The following is a 21832-nucleotide window of genomic DNA, read 5'->3' as shown; positions in this document are numbered from 1 at the left end:
ACTCGCCCGAGTAAAGGAGTCGGTAGCCCGCGGTTCCTCGACTATGGTCTGTCGCGGAATGCCTGGCTACCTTCGGTCTCGAAGGCGCAGCGACCTGCGCGAGCGGCGCTTACCTACCCCGCCTGAACGGAGCTAGCGATCGAACCGCCTTCGCTCTGCTTAAACGCCGGTACTTGCCGAAGCAGCGGAAGATGATCCACTCTACCTTCGAGGGCCAGGCTCGAAGGCGATGTCCTTCTTCCAGGACTTACGTCCACCCGATGACCATTGCGGACAGCTTTGGGCATAGCACCGCCAGTACCAGGAGCCCGCTCCTTTGCGGCGGAGGTCAACCGAGTCACCGCCGCAAGCACCGCATCGTGGTGGCTTCGAGAACTCTCTTGCGTGTTCGTGCTCCAAAAGCTTGCGTGCGAAGTGAGCGCCGCGCATCGTCACCATCACCTCACGCGTCCAACTCTGAGATAGCGAGTTGAGGCTGCCGAGAAGCACGGTCTGCTCGTCGATGATGACGATCTTTTGATGCATGACGTTGACCTCGACGACAGCTTGCAATACCGAGCGAAGATCGGTCAGGTACTTCTGGTACGTCGGTTTGCGCTGCAGGTTGTCGCCGGGATCGCGGACGAAGAGGGTCACCCGGACACCCCGTGCGACAGCGTCGGCGAGCGTTGGCAGGATGGACTTGACCCTAGTGGCCGTCCATGGCGCCCAGATCCAGATTGATCGACGTGCCGCCGTGAGATGGCCGGCAAAGACATCGTAGAACGTCCGCTCATCATGAATGTCGGTCAACCGGACGTGTTGCGCCAAGAGCTCAGCCAGTTCTCCGGTGAAGGTGCCTGCGAGCACCGACCGGACTTCGTCAGGAGCCGTGGTAGGGGTGATCAACATTGCGGCCGGGACGACCCTGGCCCGCCGGCTTCGGATCAGGCCGGCGACGATGCTGAGCGGTGTGCCGGCCGGGGCCTCGTTAATCTGTCTCCGGCTTCCAATGAGGTAAAGCCGAGTTTGGGTACGAGTGATCGCGACGTTGAAGAGCCGGACGCCCTCTTGCTCCCAGCTGCCTCCGCCGCGGCTGGCCAGCGCCATCCAGCGCTTGTCGTACTCGTCCTCCACCATGTCGAACACGACGACTGGGAACTCCCGCCCCTGGAAGCGGTGTGCCGTACCGACCTCCGTACCTACGGACGATGCGCTCTCGTGGTCGCGCAGGGCCTCAAGGGTGGCTTCAACCTGCTTGCTGTAGGGGGTGACGACCCCGGTTCGTTCCCCGCGCGCCTGGTGATAGTCGGCAAGGACGCGAGCGAGCAGCGCTCCCGCTGGCCACCAACCGCTACGCCGTTTGACCGGTCGGACGCGCGCGATCTCTCCGAGCCCGTCGACGTCGATAAGGACGATCTCTGGGTCATCGTCGGCGTGTTCGCGGATCTTGTCGCCGGGCTTCAAAAGCCCGTCATAGGCGATGGCATTGGCCAGCCTCATGATCTCGGGCCCGAACCGGTGCTGGACGTCCAGCGCGGTGCAACCAGGATGTCTCTCGGCCTCTTGAGGGGAGGTGATCCCGCAATGCGCGAACACGTCGGGAAGCAGCCATCGGTGGACGTCCGGCCGGTTGGCGCGCTTGACGTCCTCGTTCCGGATCGCTCCAAGCTGCATGAAGTCGCCCAGCAGGACAGCTGCTTGGGCCGCCCGGGAGACCGCGAGCAGGACTTCGGGGAGGTTCGCGGCGCTGACCTCATCGACGAGTACGACGTCGTACGGTCCGTCCATCAGAGCCTTGCTTGTGCGCAGGCGAGCCAAGGTGGTGGCGACCATCCTGGCGCCCTTGATGATCTCACCTTCCTCGTCTCGACGTAGCCGATCGAAGTCCTCCTGCAGTTTCGCGTGCCGCTGCTCGAGCCGCTCGCGTTCGAGTTCGGTCGCGCTAACCCTGCTGCCAAGAACCCGCATCTGCGCCTCCAAGATCGGAAGCTGACGCTGATCAGCATCCCGGACCAGCGCCCGCTGCGCCTCGGTCGGCGCGCCGGCCTCCGCGGTCAGCAACCTCTGCCGTGCCAGCTCGAGCCGCTCGCTGGCTTCGCGAGCGTTGACGGTCGCCCGGTCGGCGTGCTCGCGCGCCTTGGCCACTATTGCGTCGGCGGCCTGAAGGTCCGATCGGCTGCAGATGATGGCATCGCCGAGCTGGCGAATCCGTTCCTCAGCTTTCGCCTCCTGTCTCTCAGCGAGGCCGCTCGCTTCGCGTGCTCTACGCTCCGCGCGATCTGCGTCGGCCCGAGCAGCGTCGAGCTGCTTGCCCAGTCCCTGCAGTCGTGTGCGATCACGCAGCCGGGCGAACTTCCGTGTCCCGCGCAGGTTCTGAATCTCAGTCTCGATGACATCGACATTGTGCCCGGCGGTTAGCGCACGCGCGGCGAGGTTCTCGGCAGCCGCCTTCACCGCGATCACTTCCCTCTTCACCTGATCGATCTCCGCGTACGCGGCGCGTGTCGAATCGAGTTTCGCCAGATCGCTTCGTGCTGCGGCAAGCCGTGCTGCTGACTCGACCGCCTGGGTCTCCTTTTCGCGCATTGCCGCTTGCGCGTCTGCGGCGGCAGCGGCAAGTTGGGGAACTGCCGACTCGGCAGCCAAGACCCTCTTGGCTAGGTGGTAGGCCGCCGAGTCGAACCCTGCCAACTCTTCCTGGAGACCGGCCAGTCGCTCGGCGTCTTCCCTCATCCGGACCAGCCGCTGTTCCGCGTCATGCAGCTGCTGGTCAACCTCACGCAACCTCTTACGGACAAGAACGGGCAGGCAGACCTCGGGATGCTTGAGCACGTCGGGATGGTGCGGAGGTCCGACGCGGAGGAGTTCGCCAGCTTGATGCTGCCGCCGTCCAACGACACCGAGGAGCGCGTTGTCGACGGCGATGTTGGTGGCCGACACCAGCAGGACTCGCTTGCCGGCCCCGATCAGGTCACCGATTGCCTCGGTGAGGACGCGGGTCTTGCCGGTTCCCGGCGGTCCCCACACCAGATGCACGCCGCTACCCGTGCACGCTCCGAACGCAGCCATTTGCATGGGCGTGAATCCGGAAATGTCCCGCAGGTTCGTTGGTGTCGGCGCGAGTCGACCGTTAGCCAAGTCGTGCGCCAGCCCTGCATCGGTGAGGCCCGCGATGGCCTCGCGCAGCTTCACGAGGAGATAGGTTGCGGGTTGTTTGTTCTGCCAAAGGTGGGCATCGGCAAGGTCGACGAACTCGGCAACCCGGAGTCGGACGACTTCACCTTCCTGTACCGCCTCCAGGACCGCGTAAGACGATCCTGCCTCTGGACCATCTGCACCTGACAGGCGAAGGGACTCAACCTGATCCAGATTGGCTGCCGAGCCACGGAGGTCGACCGCGAACCAGCCGCGCTGGCTTTCCTGACGAGCGCGCCCAATGCGGACGAGACGCTCCTTCTGTTGAGTCCCACCCTCGGAGGCGATCCAGAGGTCCAGTGCGCTGCACACCTCGTCGCGCCAGTCCGGCAAGACCGACCCCCATCGCGTCGCGGCGAATGTCCGCCGTGACATTACCCTCTGCTATCGATCAAGCACCAGTGTCGCGGTTCCGACTACAGGCTCTACCAACATCACACGGGGGCGAGCGCCAAGGGGGTTCCGCCCTGGAGCGCAAGCAGGCTCTCACTCACTCCGGCAACCCCCTGCATTGCCAGCTGCCCGAACCGCCCGGATCCTGCGAGACTTCCCCGCTTCGCAAGGACCCTCTGCTTGAACTCGAGGCCTCCGACAAACCACGGGATATCTCTTCGCGATCAGCCAAGGTCAACATCGCACGCGCGGCGAATCAACCCTGTCCCGCCGAACCAGCAAGGTCAAATACTGTGACCAGTTGAACCTTCCCAGCGCTGCCTCCTAGCAGATTTGGGTCAGCACGCCGGAGGGCCAGAGCGTCATGTCGGAGGTCCCGTCGAGCGCGAAACTGGAGAGGCCACATTCGCGAACTTTGTAGCCAACTCGAACACGTCACACAGCCAGACTTACACACTGCCCGGCTACGTCTGAACGAACCGCGTAGGCTCCTGCAGGACAGCGGTTGCGCCACCAAGGTAGGCGAGGCGAGACGCCAACGTCGCCAACGCAAGCCGCTCCGGCAGCGCTTCGCTGAACTTGAGGCCGTCGAGAGCCTTCTTGTTGACCTCGGGCAAGCACAGACGCTGGTCTGCGTCGGCGATGAGTTTCCGCCATTCGTCCCGAGTGAGATTCGTCCGCAGGCGGATCTGGCAGTCATCGAAGCGTTGAACAGGGTCAACCACCTCGGTCAACGTGGCCGCCAACGTTGCGTTCGCGCGAAAACCGGCCCAGGTCCAGCCAGCGTCATCCTCACGATCGCACTCGCCCTGGAGGTCTTGTGCCTCGGTCTGTCGGTGAGCGCCGCATTGACCAAGCGGGGCGACTGGGCATCGGGTGCATGCGGATGGATCCCGGGGCCCGGGGATAGCCACCGGGGAGTCCGGGTCACGTTCAGGTGAGGCGGTAGGTGTTGGCCCGGTCGGGGCTACTTCGCTCGGAGGGTGAGCAGGGTGATCTCGCTCGGCGCGAAGATCCGGAATGGCGGACCCCAGAAACCGGTCCCCCGGCTCGTGTAGAGCTGGGTCTGGCCATGCCGGCTGAGGCCCTGCACGACCGGCTGGTCGAGCCGGACCAGGTAGTGAAACGGCCACATCTGGCCGCCGTGGGTGTGCCCGGACAGTTGCAGATCCACGCCGGCCGCGACCGCGTCGTCGATCTGCTTGGGCTGGTGCGCCAGCAGCAGCACGGGCAGCCGCGGGTCGGTGCCGGCCAGCGCTGCGGCGTGGTCGGCGCGGTGACCGGCGACGCCGGACGAGGCGGCGGTCACGTCGTCCACCCCGGCGACGACGAGCCGGGCGCCGCCTCGCTCCACCACAAGGTGCCGGTTATGCAGCGGCTCCCAGCCGAGGGTCCGCATGTGCTCGACCCAGCCCTCCGCCTCCCCGTAGTACTCGTGGTTGCCCGTCACGTACACCCGGGCCAGCCGGGCCCGGACGGCGCCCAGCGGCGCGGCCTGCGCCCGGCGCTGGTCGACCGTACCGTCGGCGATGTCGCCGGTGTGGCAGACGATGTCGGCAGCCAACCCGTTGACCACCTCGGTGGTCCGCGCGGACCAGCGGGCCCGGTCGATCGGTCCGTAGTGGGTATCCGTCAACAGCACCACCCGGACCCCGTCGAGACCCGCACCCAGCCGATCCACGGTGACGTCCACCCGCCGGACCCGGGGCACTCGCATTGCCTCGGCGTACCCCCACACGGCCAGGACGACCGAGACGACCGCCGCACCGACCGCCACAGCCCGGGACCGCACCGGATCGGCGACCCCCGCGGCGGCCAGCGGAAGCCGGGCCACGTTGCCGAGCAGCGCCCAGACGAACAGGATCCAGACCAGCCCAAGGAGCGTGTCCCCCGCGCGGGCCGCCGCGTCCAGCCGCCGGCGGCCGTGCCCGAGATACATCAGAACGGGGAACGCGACCAGCGCGACGACGAACACGCTCGTGCCGGCAGCCACCACCGGCGCCGGCCACCGCGCCGCCACCGTCAACGTCCACCACGGCAGCCCGAACAGCAACGCCAGGACCGCGACCAGCGTCGCCCCGGACACCAGCGATCGCAGCAACCCTCGCGCCGGCCGCACCTGTACCGCATCGCCAGCAGCCATCGTCGTCCTCCGTTCGGGTCCGTGCAGCATGACACGGTCCGAGCCGGATCGACCACGCCCGGAAACCGGGACGGATCCGGCCCGGAGGTGATCGACCGGCAACCCGAGGGTGCCTCGGTTCAGGTACGGTCAGCGGGTGGCGGGCGACGCCCCGGCCGAGAGTCTGCGCCTGATCATTTCAGGCTCGCCGGACGGCCCGTGCGGTCGAGTCGGCGCTGTCGTTCGCGCCGGTCGCGATCGACGTGGGCGGCGACGTAAAGTAGCCAACCGAGCTGCTGCGGGGCCGGTTGGCGGAGCCGAGCGGGGCCGCAGCCGCCGGGCATCTGCTGGTCAGCACCGACGCGTTCCGAGGCACCGACGACCTCGGGCTACGGACTGACGTGCTGGCGGCGCTGCTGGAGCACTGGGCCGACGACGCGACCGGCGACACCGGCCGGACCCGCCTGTCGCTGCTGCGTACGCTGGCCGTTGACCAAACCGACCGGGACCTACTGTTCGAGATCGGCGCAGACGTAAACCAGCCCACGGCCATACGCCAAGCCGTCACGCGCTTCTTCCTCGCCCACGGGACGCCGACGGTCGACCGCACGGTCCGATCTTCAAGTGCGGAGGGTAACGGTGCGGTATAGGCCGGTGGCCGCACCACCGAACGCCCACCACACGCGCCCAACCCGTCACCGGCATCGCCGCTGCGCCGGCCGTCTTCCTACCTGATCGCGCTTCCCAGGTTGACCTGGCTGGCCGTCGGCGGCCGCCTGATCCGCCGAACCCGGCGAACGGTCGGAGCGGTGTCATGACCACTCCGCTGCCGGTACGGCCACCGCAGGTACTCGCCGCCACGTACCTCTTCTCGGGCTTGTCGGCGCTATGGCTGGGCACCAGGCTGGCCACGCTTCTCGGCGTCCCCGCAGTACGCCCGCCAGAAAGCCGACACGGCTCGAGACCCCGCCGCCAAAGTGCCGCGAGTGCCCTGCTGGTGCTGGTGGCCCTGGCCGCGATGACCGGTGCCGTCCCGGCCCTGCTGTTGTCGGCGAGCGATCGCCCTGCGGCATGAACCTGAGCTGCGCGTCAGGCGATGAGAACCGCCGCAACGGCGCCGACCAGAACTCATAATTCGAGCCGGTCAACCGCCGCTGGGTGGCGGAGCAAGCGACGAAGCGCGGTCATGCCCTTTTGTCCAAAATCGTCTGCAGTCAAGAGGTCCAGCAGCGACCACACCACAACCACGCAGTACCCCTACCAGGCGATTCACGAGCCGAGGGCAACCAATATCGGCTCGAAAACCACCCGAGTTAAGGGTTCCAGCAGCGCCTCACCCGCCACTAGATCGAGCCATAAGAATAGAAAAAGGGCTTCCGCAAGTCATTGACCTGCGGAAACCCTCTCGCTGTCGGGACGGCCGGATTCGAACCGACGACCCCTTGTTACCATCCGTAGCCGCCCCAACCTTGTCATCAGCTGTCAGAGATAGTCGATGAGCTGCGCAGACACGATCAAACGATGATCGCCATTTGTCACTGGTTGTCAACCACGGGCGGGGGTTTTCGGGGGGTAAACGGGGGTGGATCGACAGGACAGGCACGGTCCGACCACGGCTCGCTCCCCACTACCGCGACGTCCGTCACCAAGAGAACGACGTCCGCCTACCCGTCGCGCCCCGCTTACAGCAGGCAAGTGGGTTGGTCGAGGGAGTCCTCGACATAAACTCATGATCGTCGTTGATGAGGAACTACAGCTGATTCGCAAGTGACGGCAGCAACCGTGACAGCAGCCGGCATGCCGCAGACCGATAGACGACACCCGGCTGCTTTGGACTGAGAGGACCAGTATCGTCGCTTCGCGTGCGCTATCGCCTGTGGGATGTCGAGACACTGCGCGCGTACGAACGCGCCGGCTTGGGTCACCAGCAGCGCGCTCTGATTGAGCGACTGCTGCGGGCGTTGGAGGAAGGAACGTTCCTCAGCGAACACGTGTCCACCGCGCCGAGCGTGCTTCTGGCCCTGCACCGGGCAAGGCATGCGTTCGACAGTTGCCTGAGCACATCGCCCTCCCAGCCTCGGGCCGATCTGGTTGTTGCCCTGCTCGACAGTGCTTTTACCGAAACACACAACGCCAATTCGGCATATTCGCTGACACCCTCGGGTTCGTCCGCGATCGCCTCGGCTGGCCAGGCGCTCACGGGGTCACGAGCGGCAATGTCCGGTGGCCTCTCCACCACAGCCGGACGGCGGGCCGTGCACGCCCTCGACCAGGCGCTGGCCGCGCTGCGCGAAGCGGTACCCACACTCTTCGATTTGATCTGGTCCGGGACGCCGGTGGCAGCGTCCGCGGCCGGGCGCATTCGGGACGAGGTGGCGGTGTCTGTCGTCCTCGAGGGACGTGACGGCCGCGCGTTCGGCGTCGACCTCCTGCGCCTGCTGAACAAGGGCGTCGCGGAGCGAGCTTTGCTGGCCGGAACCTTGTGGCCGCCGCGCCAAGGCTATCGGGTTGCCCTCACTGTGGCTGGCACCAGATCGTTGGAAGGCCTCGACCGTTTGCTGCCCGGCGCTCGGCAATGGCCGCTCGGTGGGCTGCCGCCGCTGGGCATCCCCCGAATCGAGCTGCAAGTGCTCATGGACCAGGCATCGGCGTCGACCGGCGCGAAACTGTTGCTCATCGTTCCAACCATGGCGGCCGACGGCCCGACGGCCGTGGCGACGGCGCGGCGGGACCTCGCCGAGACGCTCGACCAGTATGCAGCCGGACAGCGACTGCTCGACCTGGCCATCGGTCCGGCAGCGGTCGCGATCGGACCAGGCAGCAAGGCGACTACGCTGAATCTGTTCGACGAAACTGCGAAGGCCGCTCGGCCGCTAACGTTTCACTGGGCTGCGCCGGTTCGTCCTGCTCTTCGCATGGCGAACCTCGCGTGGGCCATGGACGCGCCAGTCGCCGGGGTGATGCTCGCCTGGAGCGCCCTGGAGTCACTCGGCGTTAAGAAAAGTCACCGCGCTCTTGTCGCCAAGGCATGTGCCCTGCACAGCGTGCGGCAACAGATCCTCAGCGTCTTCAAGAGCGTCACCGCGTCGGCCACTGCGCGGCTGCGCCTCGGCCGCTACCAGGTGGCCCTGGCACAGGAGGGGCTGCGGAAGGCGCAGGTTGCCCTGGCCCGGGTCGAGCTGAGCCCATCACCTCGGGCGGCGGCAGCGGCGGCGGGCCTGAGAACCGAATCCAGCAAGCGCCGGGCCGAGCTCGCCGCAGCCCGGTACGAGAATGACCAGCTGTCGGCCGTTCTACTGCCGGCCGTCGCCGTTGTCCGTGAGCACCTACTCGGTGGTGGCGACCAACAACAGCCGCTCAGCATGAGCAGTTACACCCTGGACATCAACGCCTTTTTCGACGTGCTGCTTAATCCGACCGCCGCCGAGCCCCATGTTGTCGGAGAGGTGCGCCGAGCCGTGCAGCTGCTGGCGGAGCACGGCGGCGGGATCTCCCAGGAGCTGTGGGAATCGTGGCGCGCACGGCTCGTTGATCCATCCGCTGTCGCCGATTGGCTCGACGCTCAGGAGCACAACGTCGAAGCGCTTCTGACGTGGATGTACGTCAGCCGAAACCTCGCTGTGCACAACGGTGAGTTCGCCATGCCGGCGGACACGCTCACCGCCCATGCGGCCAAGGGAATCATCGACATGGTGCTCGAGTTCCTCGGTCACTGGTACCAACATTGCGATGCCCAAGGACTGCCCGATCCAGATGCCATGTCCGTGATCCGTAATCTCGCCCAGCGCAAGGATCGGCTGAACACCCGCCTGAGGGCGGCCACCTCGTGCCGCCCTCTCGAGGTGGCCGCGATCAGCGCCGCCGACGGTGATTGCTGGGGGCGCTCGTAAGCGTCGGCGAGTGTGGGCGGGATCAAGGGGGCGAGTAGCACCGAAACGAGGTCCGAACTGGCTTGTCGTTGGTCGTCTGATTCTTGCACTGGTCTGCACGAACGTCCCCAGGTCGTGGTCGTTGCTTGTCACTGATGGTCACCACCTGGAAGAGTCCTCGGGGAGTAAACGGGCGCCACAAACCGGGTACGGGTCCCCGGTGTCCCTGCGCCGCACGGGAGCGGACGGTGGCGCAGATTGGTGCCTCGCCGGGGAAGCAGAGCTTTCCGCTCGCGTCCGCACCACCTGGCGATCAACGACTATTATTCGGCTGCAGTGTGGTCGACATGCCGCTGAGGCCGCGCTGAACCGAACTCCAACGGACCAGGCGTGCTAGGGCGTTTCTTGCAGGTTTGCAACCGTGGTGTCAAGCGTCTCGATGATCCCCTCCAGGCCCCCTCCTCGAGCCTTGGTGGCAAGCCACAAGAATCTCTCGGAAACACGCGAAAGCCTTGAATAAGTCCGACGTTTATTCGTCGCGAGGAAACACGCCGTCAGCGGTATACCGCTCACCGTCGTCACCCTGAAGATTGGCCTGCAAATCCCTCCCAATTCGCCCGAACTCCTGATAAGCATCGCCGCCGAATTGCCCTTTGATGTCAATAGCACCTTCGGACCAAGTCAGGACTACTACACTTCCATCAGTGCAAGTGTATTGATAGATCGGCTGGCGGTCATCGTCCGAGCCGAGCCACCCGCCTGCCCTGAGCGCAGCGCTACTCTCTGCGTAGGACAGCCACTCTTCCAGGGCTATCGGGTGCTCTTCACTTTCGTAGTATTCCTCCGCACGGGTGATGTGCAGCTCGTATGCCACGATTCCTCCATAAAATTTGGCACTCATGCCGGCAAGCGAAGACTACAGGGCAGTCGGGTTGCCTGCCAAAAGGCCGGGCCGGCGCGGCTAGCACGCCGGCCCCGAATCATCGTCCTATGTGTAATGCGGATGAGCTTCGAGCCGATAGTTCACTTAACGATCACATACGTGACGTTCACCCCTCGTCCCAGCCCGTAATGATAAGCGTCCACCATGGCAGAGTATTGCTGCGACGAGACCGTCCCGGAAGGGATGCCGACAATCAACTGACGGTGCTTAATGTCCGCATTATTGATAACCATGTCACCGAACGTTCTCCCCTTATACCTCTCGAGGGTTCGGACGTCTTTTCGGAGTTCCCCTTGGAGAGACTTTCCGTTGCGATAACCGGTGTGAAGAGCCTTTGTCTTGACACTAATCGCGGTCCCCGAAGCGACATCGAATGCGTCGATGGATGGATTGTTGGGAGCGGGCAGGCCATCCAATCCCATATCATCGAGAATGCGCCTCTCGAGTGCATAACCCCGTTCCCTGAACGGCAGGTTCCACAAACCGCGCCCAGCCTCGAAGTCGTCGGCATGTCTCGCAACTCGCCGCGCGGCAATTAGCGCCGATCCGGCGGCGCCGATCCCGTTAGCGATCTTGCCGCCTGGCACCGCGTCCAGTGCGGTAAAGCCGCAGGCAAGCTCGTCGCCCTCTAGGCAATCTGGCGCGTCAGAGAAGGGCACAAATCCTATAGCGAGTTCGAACAGCGGGTCTTTGCACGCCTCTCTCGGCACGCATGAAATAGGAATGGGTTCACCTTGCGGGGAGGGCGATGGAGTCGTCCTCGATGCAGATCTCCCGCTATTTCCGGAGCCACCTTTACCTGGCGCGGGTGCAGGCGACGGCGTGGGTGAGGGTGAACCAGAGGACGGCGGAACATAACTTCCGCCCCCGTCGTTGATCCAAAGCATGCCTGTTGGATCGCTCTTCGTCACCGGCGAGTTGTTAGAGTACGCGTAGGGGTTCCATTGCTGCGGGTCGGACACGTCCATGAGCGGGTCGACTGAGATGAATCGACCCAGCGTCTGATCGTATTGCCGGGCACCGATGTTTACGAGGTTGGTGGGGTCGTTGTCGCCGCCGACGAAGCCCTTGCTGTTGGGCCAAGTGGGATTCGATCCGCGTGGGGAGCCGTAAGGGGTTTGCCTGCGGATGTCCACTTTCTGGGTTCCGGCGTTGATGGCGATCTGTTGGGTGCCTTGATGGTCGTTGTACAGCCAGGTCAGGTTGTTGATTGCAGAGCTTGCGGTACGGCTGGCGATGGTACTACCGGCGAAGTCGTAGTAGCGGGTGCCAGTCTTGACGGTGCCTTGGAGGCGGATTTCTTGGCCGGGTAGGTACAGGGTGGTGCTGGCGGTGCTGCCGGTGGTGTCCCGGCGGATGAGCCGGGTGCCGTTGGCGTCGTAGATGTTGGTTTCGATGTTCTTCCCGCCGGCGTTGACGGTGGCGAGTTTGTCTTCGGCGTTCCAGCCGAGGGTTTGGCTGTTGGTTCCGGTGGCGCAGTCGTTGGCGGTGTTGCCGGCCGGGCGGCAGGTGGTGTTGCCGGTGTTGTCGTAGGCGTACTTGTTGATTAGGTCGCTCTGGCCCGAGGCTCGCGTCGTCATGGCCGTCACGGCGTGCGGGCGTACGACGTTCTGGCCTCCGGTGGGCGTGGCGTACGAGCGGGTGGTTTCCCCTGTGGCGGTGTGACTGGTCTCGGTCGCCCGGGAGCCGGTAGTGGTGAACGTCCAGTCCTGCCAGTAGGATGCCGGGCCGCCGAGATTAGCAACGCTCGGGTCGGTCTTGCAGCTCACCCCCACCTTCGGCGTCCAAGCGGTCTTGAGTCGCGCGAGTTCATCCTGGCGAAAACACTGGATGTCGGCATCGCCGACCTGCGGACTGTCCGCGATCGAGGTGACGTTGCCGGCGTCGTCGTGGTCGTAGTTGCGGTCAGAGACGGTGCCCGCCACGTTCTGCCGTTCGATGGTGGTGCGCTTGATCCTGCGGGTCGCCTCATCCCGGTAGATGGTGTCTTGGGTGTAGACACCGTTGGGCATTTTGTAGACCGACCCGTCGCGCTCACCGAAGGTGGTGTAGGTGGCGGTGGCCATGGTGCCCACCGAGCCGGTCAGGCTGGTGTTGATGCTCGTCGGCATGCCGGTGGTGGCGTTGTAGTCGGTGGTGATCTGCTCGGTGACCAGACCACCAGCAGCCGGGTAAGAAACCGCCACCGGCGCGCCGGTGGCGTTGGCGTATTCATAGCCGTAGACGTAGGTGGAGTCCAGGCCCGCCTCGACCGCAGGAATCACGTAGTGGAAGCCCTTGGGCTGGTAGCGAGCGTCGAAGCTGCGCACCTGCCATTTGTAGGCGTTCGCCGACCCAGCCGGCTCGTACCGGATCGCCTGGGTCAACTGGCCCTTGTACCCAGGTTGACCGGTATACAGGGTGTCGTACTTCCACTCCGCGCGCAGCGCGCCCGTCGAGGAATCGTCCCGCAGTTCCTTCTTCCGGCCGAGAGCGTCGTAGACGTACCACAGCGCCTCACCGCGGGCATCGACGGTGTTGATCAGCTCGTTGGCGTCGTTGTAGGCGCTGGTCGTGACACCCTTGTCCGGGTCGGTCGTCCGCCATTGCCGGCCCTTGGCGTCGAACTCATACACCCATTCGTTGCCGTCGGGATCGATGTTCTTGACAGCCTGGCCCTTGCGGTTGAACTCGTACCGAGTTTCCAGGTAGCCGCCCGTCACACCGGCGGGGGTGTTGTGCTGCCGCACTGCGATGGTGCGGCCCTCGATGTCGGTAATCGTGGTGGTGGGGGTGCCACCGGCCGGCGGAGTGACCGCGGTCAAGTCACCCTCGTCGGAGGTGACGGTGCGCCACTTCTCCACCAGGTTGATCTCGCCGTCACCTGCCAGGAAGATGCTGGTCGTGGCTCTGGATGCGCGGTCGAACAGGGTCTTAGTTAGGGCCGGCAAGGACCACTCCGGCTCCCCCCAGAGGGTCCCGGACGGGGCGCCCGGTTCGGCGTGGGCCGCGTAGCTGGTGGCGGCCCGGCCGAACTCGTCGTAGATGGTGTCGGTGACGACCCGGGAGCCGCTACCGCTCATCGACAGACTTTGCGTCTGTCGGGGGCGGAGCAGGCCGTCGAGGATCTGGTAGGAAGTAACGTAGTTTGCGTCGGCGTTTAGGATCTGGCTGGTCACGTACGGGTAGGTGTCCCGGTTGGGCGCGAAGTTGTAGGTGTAGTGGGCGGACGGCTTGTCCGGGTTGCTTTCGATCGACCAGCCCAGTTTCCATACCTTGGAGATGCGGCCCAGGGCGTCGTACTGCACCTGAGCGGTCACTCCGCCGTTGGGGTCGGTGGTCTTGGTGGTGGATCCCCAGTACGGGTTGGTCTCCGCAGACGAGGTCCAGTTGAACGATGTAGGGCCTGTCGTGGCCACCTTGGTGACTGGGCCTCCGACCACGGGGGTGTATGCGGTGGTGGTGACGTTGCCCTTGATGTCGGTGGCGGTCAGCGCTCGACCCGTGGGGTCGTAGCTGGTCTGCGAGACTGTTTGCCACGCCGTGCCTGTGCCCGACGCCCAGTCCTTGAGCTGTTCGGTCCTGGTGACGGCACCGAACTTCGGTGTGGTGTCGACGCTGCTCGCGCCGTCGTAGTAGGTCCTGACGTCGGAGATCACGTCATCGACGCTGCCCGGGTTCTTGCCGCAGGCCAGCGCTGTGGTGGTGGTCTGCTTGACCGCTTTCGTGAGGTTCTTGCTCAGATTGCGGTTGTAACTGTAGCTGACACATTTTTCGTCGCCGGTCTTCGAGATGTCACCATCATCTTGCGACCACGTCTGCGTGCCGTACGTGTCGTCGAAGCTCGTCGTCCGCCCCGAGGTACGCCAGCCCCTCGCGCCATCTACGCCGAGCGCGGTGGACGTATAGGTGGCTTGCGTGTTTCCGAACCGCGCCTCAACCGTGTCACCGTTGATCGTCCGGCTGGCGGTCGGCGGGGACCGCCACGGCACGTTCACGGTCTTCGATACCGGCTTGGTCGCGACCCCGTTATAGACGACCTGTTCGCGTACGTGGCCGGCGAACTGGTCCTCGTCGTAGACGGTCTCCGAGCCTACGGAGGCGGGGACGGTCACGGTGCGTGTTCCGCCGGACGGGCTGGCCTTGTCGCCGTGCATACCGCGCATGAATTTGGTGACGGTCAAGCTCTGGGTGGCCGGGTCGGATCCGACCCGGGTGTTGACCTGGGCGTAGCCCCGCCACTGCGACCAGGTCTTGCGGTCCGGCTTGGACAGCCCGTCGTCGTCGGCGTAGTGCCACGCGGGCGCGCCCGCGTACTCGTACCAGGTGTGAATGGCGTCAGCCTGCCGACTGTCTTTGAGCTGCACATCGTTCTCGGCGATGTGCTCGACCCGGTACTTGTGCCACCACTGCGTGACCAGCCGCTCGCCGCTGGGGTCGTCCGGGTCCGGCACCAACACCGGGTAGCAGCGCTTCGTGTTCGTGTGCGCCGCCAGCGATTCGGTGTTCGCCGCAGTGCACTCGGTGTCGCTGTAGTCGACGTGGATGATCGCGCCGGCTTCGGTCTTGATGTCGGAGATCCGCAGCCAGTTGTCCGATGTGCCGTGCTCGGTCAACACCCGGTTCGCCAGCGTCGTCGCGGTGAACGTGACCGGCGGCAGGCTGACGCTGCCGCCGACGTGCCCGGCGTGGTCGATCTTGTCGAGCCACAAGCCGGTGTGCGTGGAGTCTGCGGTGGCGGTGAACGTCTGGTTCAGGGTCCACGACTCCACGGGTTGCCAGTCAGGAATTGTCTTGGTGGTGTCGTAGACCTTCGTGGTAATCGTCTTCAGGCGCTTGGTGGTCCAGAAGGTCGGCGAGTACTGCTGCGGACACGACGTAGCGGACGCTTTGCATTCCTGGTCCCAGGGGGTGTCTTTCCAGGAGTCCTTGACTGGGCTCGCCTCGGTGCCGCAGTTCGAGAAACAGCGCATGTCGGTGTCGAACACCACCTGGGCGTAGGGCGTGGTGTTGCGCTCGGTGACGCCGTGCGTCGCCGCGGTTCGGTCGTAGGTGCCGTAGTCGATGCGGGTGAGGTAGCCGGCCCGGTCGTACGACACGTCGTCGGAGTCGGTGACGTTGCGGGCGTACTTGTTGGTCTCCTTGCCGTACCACAGCGACATGGTGTTGCCTCGTACGTCCACGACGTAGTCGAGGTTCCACCGCCACGCCTGGACACAGTCGGAGCCGGTGAAGGTGCTCTGGTGGCAGGGCTCGCTTGAGTGGTTACCGAACACTGGCATGGTCAGCGTCGAGTTCGTCTTAGCCGATTGACCCGGCAGGGCATGCATGCCGAAGAAGTACTGCGTACCGTCGGTGGTGGTCACCTTCCAGTACTCCCCCACGTCACCGTAGGTCGAGTCGCCGCTGTCGCCGTTGGTCGCGCCTGTCAGCTTCTCAATCTTCAGGCCGTCCTCGGAGCGGGAGTGCCAGCCCTTACCCGCCTGGAACACGAGCTCGCCACCGCCGCCGTTCAGGCTCAGGGTGGCGTTGTCGGATCGCCAACACTGGTCACCGGTGCGCTGGGTGTTGTTCGCGCCGTTCTTCATGTCTTCTAAACATGGCACGTAGCGGCGCTCGATGAAGCCGGGCGAGTAGTCGAAGCCCTCACCGATCCACGAGGGCTGGTTGTTGGTCACCTCCGACCGCCCATCCACCGCCGACGACGAGTAGGCCAGCGTCACCGACGGCGCGGGGCCGGTCGCCGGCGCGGTGCGTACCGGATACGACCATGAAAAGTCGCCTGCCGGGCCGCCGGAGGACCACGTCGATGAGGCAGTCAGACTGGTGGCGGTGAAGTCACCGTCCTTGCCCGAGGCGCCTGCGGCCAACACCACGAACGACGCCGCCTGCTGCTCGATTGCGGCACCGCCCGACGGTCGTTCGCCGGTCGTGGATACCGACGGTGGCTGCGCGGCGGCCACTGCGACCTCCGCCGTCGCGACACCGGTGGCGAGGTCATTGGCGGTGCGCAGTGGCACCGACCGGCACCGCGGGTCGTCCGGGGTGGACAACGCGCATTCGGGTACCTGCCACAACTTCAGCCGCGACGCCCACTCGCCACCGGCGGCGTACCGGAATTTGCTGTAGTCCACCGAGATCTTCGCCGTGCCCACTGCGTCGTCGCGCGGGGTGCTCACCTTCATGACAAGCCCGTCACGCCACGACTGCGGCACTGCCGCTCGGTCCATCACCTGCACATCGACCGCGGCCAGCCGCTCGCCGGCCTTACCCGCGGCGCGGTCCACCCAGACCGGCAAATCACCCGCCTTCGACCCGCGGCCACCAGCCGCACGGGCACCAGCCGCACCAAGCTCCACATGGGCGCTACCGGCGGCCGGCCACACCGGTGCGGGTGCGGGTGCGTATTTCACCCGCTGCTGCTCCCAGCCTTTACCCGCCACCGGCCCGCCGTCGTTGTCCAACTTCTCGGCCGGCGCCGGATGCGGTCGCCGGTCGGGCTGGGCCTGGGCGGCGGGCACACCCACCAGGAGCGACGCCAGCATCACGGCGGCTAGAGACCCCGCCACTGACAGGCGACGCGTTGGCGTACCGAGAATCCGCCGGTGCAGCCGGCGAAGAGAAGACCCCGTCAACATGTGTTCCCTTCCCAGGAACCAAGAGCCACTCGAACAGAGGAACTGGTGCAACATGACGGCGCGGACCGTGGCCGCCGAAGATCGACGTTCGCGGGTGCGGTGGTGACGACGTGTCACCACCGCACCGGCAGACGGGTTAGCTGGCTTCCTGGGCTTGGTGCAGGGCCAGGACTTGGGCGTCTGTCATCGCGCCTTGGTAGAGGCCGAGGTCGTCGACTGTGCCGTGCAGCGGGTGCCAGGTGCCGTTCCTACCTACCAACAAGGGGCCGTTCGCCTGCCAGGGTCGCCAGGATGTCCGGAGCGTGGCCGTCGCCTCGCGTTCGCCGTTGACGTACAGCTTGAGTTGCCGGCGGTCGGCGTCCAGGACACCCACCAGGTGCTGCCAGGTGTCGCCGACGTTCGGTGCTGGTGCCGTCGCGAACGTGGCCCCGGTGCCATCGTCAGGCGTTGCCGCGGTGTCGAGCATCTTGAGCTTCCACACGCCACCGTTGTCATTGCCGTAGTACAGGTAGAAGCCGCCGACGGCTGTCCCGTTCTGGATCATCACTGTTTGGTAGTCGTCGGTCTGCTCGAGCCGCACCCACACGGACACGGTGAATGACTGGTCGGTACGCAGCACCGGGGTGGCCTGCCACTGCGCCACCTCGCCTATCGGATTGAGCTTGTAGGCCGAGCGTCCGAACTCGTTTGTCGGTGCGGGTGGGGTGTTCGGGTCAGCGTCGTCATCGAGCCCGCTGTCGACGAAGAGGCCGCCGCTGCCGTCCCCACCTCGCCCGGTGTCGACCTCGACGCCCTTCGACAGGGCCAGCCACCGATCCCACGCCGTCGCGTCCTTGGCTTCACACGAGTTCACGATCGTCGGGTCCCAGCACGCGCCTGCAGGATCGCTCTCGAATCCCCAGCCACCAACCTGGATCGGCGTCAACATGCCGGGCTCGTCGAACCCGCCTGAGTCGGGGTCATCCTTGAGGATTCCGGTGAAGTCGTGCTCGACGATCGCTCGGTCGAACACCTGAACGTCGGCGATATTGCCGGCCCACCAGTTGCCCGCGCCTCCCCAGAATGTGCGCCCGACGGTGAAGCGGCCGGTGGCAGCCCACGGGGTGGCCGCACGTGGCGTCTCGCCAGCATCCTCACCATTGACGTAGAGCTGCATTGTCTTTGCCACGGCGTCGTAGACGCCGGCGATGTGCACCCATTTTCCGATGTCCGCGCTACCCAGCGTCGGGGGGGCGTAGATCGTCGCGCCGCTGCTGTTCTTGTCCAGGGAGTTCCGCATGTGGAACGACCAGTGGGGTCCCTGGGAGTCACGGCGGACGCCCAGGTAAAAGCCGCCCGCCATGGTCGTATCTGGGGTCATCGCCGGGTCTTGCCCCAACACGTTACGGTCACCGACTGTATCGATCAACGACGGCCGCACCCACGCCGCCACGGCGAACGACTTGGTGGTATCCACCACCGGCCCCGACGATGCCACCTGGCTGCTGGAACCGTTGAACGTCGCGGTCATCCCGTCGACCATCCGCACGTCATCACTCCACCCGACGCTGGTGGCAGTCAACGGCGTGCTCGCGCCCACCCCCGATTTGTCCGCCAGCGCTGCCGCCTGGTCGATTCCTGGATAGGTCTCCAACCCCCACTGGGCGATGGCGGGCAGCGGGTTGCCCACCGTGAACGAGTACCCGAACTCGTTGCTCTCGTTCAGGGTTCCGTCGATGGCCTTGGCCTTGAACACATTGCGGCCATAGCTCGGAGCGGTCGCGTCCACTTCGACGTACTTCGGGCTGGTGCCCTGCGCGGGCTTGGAGAACTCTCCCGCGCTGCCCCACCCGTAGGTGAAGCTTGCCACCGTCGTGTCCGACGACTCGATCCGGAACCTGCCCGCGCGCCCGGGGCTGGGGGGCGCCGTCACCATGCTCACTGTCACCGGAGGTCTCGTGTTATCTACCGCGAAACGGCACCACGGCGACCACGCCGACTGGAAGTACGTGTCGGTGTTCTTCACCCGGTACGCGTAGGTCTTGTCCTTTACCAACCCGGACAACGCGACGCTGGTCGCCACCGTGTTCGGGGTGATACCCGTCTTGTCGCCGGGTCCCGGTTTGCGTGCCGGAGAGGTGTCAGTCACCGTGGCCATGCCACCGGATGGCACCTCGATCCACTCGAAGTGGGCCGTGAGGGAGTCCCACGAGTCGGCGTCCGGGAACGTCGCCCGCAACGTCGGCGTGAACGTGCCGACCATCAGCACACCGCTGTTGCATGCCACGCCCGCCACCTGCAAGCCTGCCGGGGCGCCGGGCTTACTGTCATAGTCGACGAACAGCTTGGCGTTCCCCGGGAAGTACTTCTTCCAGCGGTCCTGCGTCGACTCGCCGCTGCCGTTCTTATCTCCGGCGGCACTGAACCCAAGCGTCATCGTTGACCAACTGTTGCCTGCCACCGCCCGGAGCTGGGTGGTCACCGCCGAACTCTCAAACTGCACCGTCATGTCCGGCTGGATCGCACCGCACCCACCCGCCTCGTTGGCGTGACTGCCCGCGGCGGCGAGCATCGTCGACAGACCCATCTTCGACCAGGTTGCCCGCATCGTCTTGTCGATCGCCGGCGACAGGTACATCCAGGTCGGGGTGTCGTCACACGAGTGGGTGTGGTCCACCTTCATCTCGACCCGCGCGTCGGCGATGAATTTCCCCTTCAGTGAAACCTTGTTGTCAGCCACCGTCGGGAACTCGAAATACGACCGGTAGATGGCGCCGGTGTCCGGGTTCAACCCCACCCGCGCCACGCTGTAGTCGCTGTTCGACGACCCGTTGTTGGTCGAGTACGCCCACTTGTTACGCAAATCTGACCAACGCCACTGCGGATCGATGTAGATCGGAAAATGGGCGTTCGGGGAGTCCAGTAACGCCGGGTCCGGGGTCAGTAGGAGGTCGCCGCCGCCCGTGATCTGCGCAGCCACCGGAGCCACTTGCGCGGCGTCGCCAGCGGATACGTCGGACGACGGCTCGTCACCGGCTGACTGGTTCCGTCCGATCGCTTTGGCTGCCACCGCCGAGGGCCGCGAGTCCCACATCGCCGCGGGCTCTGCCGAGGCGACCACGACCGCGCCGGCAGTCGCCTTCAAGGCTCCACTCGGGCTGTGACGCACCTGCGCGTCGCCACCCAGGTCGAAGCGGATCTGACGCACTGCGGGATTGGACGCCGCCGCGGCGGACTTGACGACAAGGACGTGAGTGAAGCCGACACGCGTGGCCCTCAGCACCAGATCGACGTCTGGCAGAACGTTCGGGAAGGTAGCTGAGTCGCCGTCAACGGCCGGCTCCGGCAGGCTCCCGCCCGACCACGACATCGTCATCGACTTTGCCGCGTTCTTCACGATCACCAGCGGGCCGGGCCCGCCGCTGCTGAAAGTGACATCGGCAGCGGAGGCCCGCGGCCGCAGCAGACCGTCGGCGTCGCGGAGTAACTCGAGGTTGATGTCGGTCCATCCGCCGGTCTTGCGGGTCCATTGCGGCACCACAGCCGACTCGAACGTCATACGGCCGTCCGGCTGCGCAACAACCCGCGCGTACTCAGACCGCGATGCATCGACCACCACCGCCTGGTCACAAGCGGCCGCCATCGCCGCAGCTGCCGTCTCCGTCCGAGCCTCGTCCGCACACGCCGCCGCAGCAGGTGCGGCCGCCACCGGCAGCACAACCCCGGCAGTGGCAACCACCAAGGCCGCCGGCAACCCCAGACACGCCATCAGTCGGCTAAGCCCAGGCCCTGCGACCTGTCGGGCGCGTCGCCCTACCCGCCCACCGGACCCCGCCCCGACACGCAAATGTGCAGCAACCACCGCAAGGCCCCCGTTGATCACGCCCGATGAACGGCCGAACTGTAGAAAGCTTGATGATCAGCTGTAAAGAGCGGTTACAAGTTGCCAGGATGAAACGGACAGCAACATGTCAGTCCGGCATCAAGATGACCCAAAGTAGCCAGACAGCGCCAGCCGCGGCAGCAACCGTTACCCACCCTCAGGCCGAGGACCCGTCCAACCCTGGCATGAGCCGGGAGACCGTCCACCGGACGCCGTCCGGGCCAATCGGATAGACGGGTGTCACAACAACTGATGCTGATTACTCAAGACACTGCACAGAGTCGATTCCTCACATCAGCGGACCGAGAGCCCACTCCGTCAGGAGTTCACCGTACGCTGAGCCGTGCCCGGCAAGGGGTGGTCGATGCTGAGGACGGCAAGGCAACGAGGTTGCGCTACAGCCATCTTGGACAGCCGGTCTCCGAGATCGGAACCGAGGCGATTCGAACCCACAACAACCTCTTGTCGAGCCTCGTTCAAGGCTTGTCATTGCTTGTCAAAACCCCTTGTTACCATCCGTAACCAATTCGAACTTGTCGTGGATCGTCGAGAATTCACGTTGAGCTGCACAGACGCGATCAAACACTGGTCGTTTCTTGTCACTGATCGTCACCGGCAGACGGGGGTTTTCGGGGGGTAAACGGGGGGTCGGCCGACGTGGCAGCACTGGTTCCCACCGCGCCCCACTCCCCTACCGTCGGGGACGGCCTTGCCCGCAGTCGGCCTCAACAGGACGCCCGGTGAATGCTCGCGGTGGGTTTCTCCATCCGCGGACATGCAGCTCGGGGATGCCGCTGGCAGCCGCTCCGTCCACAATCCATAGTGGTTGCCCGCTCGGCGGTTGTGATA

Annotated in this window: 9 protein-coding genes; 3 read left to right on the top strand and 6 right to left on the bottom strand. The window is 65.3% G+C overall.

Annotated elements, in window-relative coordinates; genetic code table 11:
* Nucleotides 1-201: 201 nt before the first annotated feature.
* From ACLQ3B_RS22045 to ACLQ3B_RS22035, 3 genes are all read right to left on the bottom strand, one after another.
* On the bottom strand, nucleotides 202-3510 hold the full coding sequence (locus ACLQ3B_RS22045) for an AAA domain-containing protein (RefSeq protein WP_425782579.1): 3309 nt from the start codon (nucleotides 3508-3510) through the stop codon (nucleotides 202-204).
* Nucleotides 3511-4034: 524 nt separating this feature from the next.
* The gene (locus tag ACLQ3B_RS22040) at nucleotides 4035-4295 is read right to left on the bottom strand and encodes a hypothetical protein (RefSeq protein ID WP_425782578.1); all 261 of its coding nucleotides are present in this window, start codon (nucleotides 4293-4295) and stop codon (nucleotides 4035-4037) included.
* A gap of 242 nt (nucleotides 4296-4537) precedes the next feature.
* Nucleotides 4538-5713 (bottom strand): metallophosphoesterase, encoded by a 1176-nt coding sequence (locus tag ACLQ3B_RS22035; protein WP_425782577.1) that lies wholly within the window; start codon nucleotides 5711-5713, stop codon nucleotides 4538-4540.
* A gap of 287 nt (nucleotides 5714-6000) precedes the next feature.
* Between ACLQ3B_RS22035 and ACLQ3B_RS22030 the strand changes: the two genes are divergently transcribed.
* The 3 genes from ACLQ3B_RS22030 (at nucleotide 6001) to ACLQ3B_RS22020 (ending at nucleotide 9582) form a co-directional block, all read left to right on the top strand.
* The gene (locus tag ACLQ3B_RS22030; protein WP_425782576.1) at nucleotides 6001-6342 is read left to right on the top strand and encodes a hypothetical protein; all 342 of its coding nucleotides are present in this window, start codon (nucleotides 6001-6003) and stop codon (nucleotides 6340-6342) included.
* Nucleotides 6343-6506: 164 nt separating this feature from the next.
* Nucleotides 6507-6767 (top strand): hypothetical protein, encoded by a 261-nt coding sequence (locus ACLQ3B_RS22025; protein WP_425782575.1) that lies wholly within the window; start codon nucleotides 6507-6509, stop codon nucleotides 6765-6767.
* Between the two features lie 787 nt (nucleotides 6768-7554).
* Nucleotides 7555-9582 (top strand): hypothetical protein, encoded by a 2028-nt coding sequence (locus ACLQ3B_RS22020; RefSeq protein ID WP_425782574.1) that lies wholly within the window; start codon nucleotides 7555-7557, stop codon nucleotides 9580-9582.
* Nucleotides 9583-10090: 508 nt separating this feature from the next.
* Here the strand turns inward: ACLQ3B_RS22020 and ACLQ3B_RS22015 are convergent.
* The 3 genes from ACLQ3B_RS22015 to ACLQ3B_RS22005 all read right to left on the bottom strand — a co-directional run bounded on the left by ACLQ3B_RS22015 (nucleotide 10091) and on the right by ACLQ3B_RS22005 (nucleotide 20839).
* Nucleotides 10091-10435, bottom strand: a complete 345-nt coding sequence (locus ACLQ3B_RS22015) for a hypothetical protein (protein WP_425782573.1) — start codon at nucleotides 10433-10435, stop codon at nucleotides 10091-10093.
* Nucleotides 10436-10584: 149 nt separating this feature from the next.
* Nucleotides 10585-17028, bottom strand: a complete 6444-nt coding sequence (locus ACLQ3B_RS22010; RefSeq protein ID WP_425782886.1) for an RHS repeat-associated core domain-containing protein — start codon at nucleotides 17026-17028, stop codon at nucleotides 10585-10587.
* Between the two features lie 229 nt (nucleotides 17029-17257).
* A complete protein-coding gene (locus ACLQ3B_RS22005) occupies nucleotides 17258-20839 on the bottom strand; it encodes a LamG domain-containing protein (RefSeq protein WP_425782885.1) in 3582 nt (1193 codons plus the stop codon).
* Nucleotides 20840-21832 lie beyond the last annotated feature (993 nt).

The sequence above is a fragment of the Micromonospora sp. DT53 genome (assembly GCF_049841535.1).
In the GTDB taxonomy this organism is placed as follows: domain Bacteria; phylum Actinomycetota; class Actinomycetes; order Mycobacteriales; family Micromonosporaceae; genus Micromonospora.
This window is presented reverse-complemented; position numbering and strand designations above follow the sequence as displayed.

Bases quoted from the DNA above. Each gene is read 5' to 3' on its own strand.
- ACLQ3B_RS22035 (WP_425782577.1), bottom strand. From the start codon at position 5,713: ATGGCTGCTGGCGATGCGGTACAGGTGCGGCCGGCGCGAGGGTTGCTG.
- ACLQ3B_RS22025 (WP_425782575.1), top strand. From the start codon at position 6,507: ATGACCACTCCGCTGCCGGTACGGCCACCGCAGGTACTCGCCGCCACG.
- ACLQ3B_RS22010 (WP_425782886.1), bottom strand. From the start codon at position 17,028: ATGCTGGCGTCGCTCCTGGTGGGTGTGCCCGCCGCCCAGGCCCAGCCC.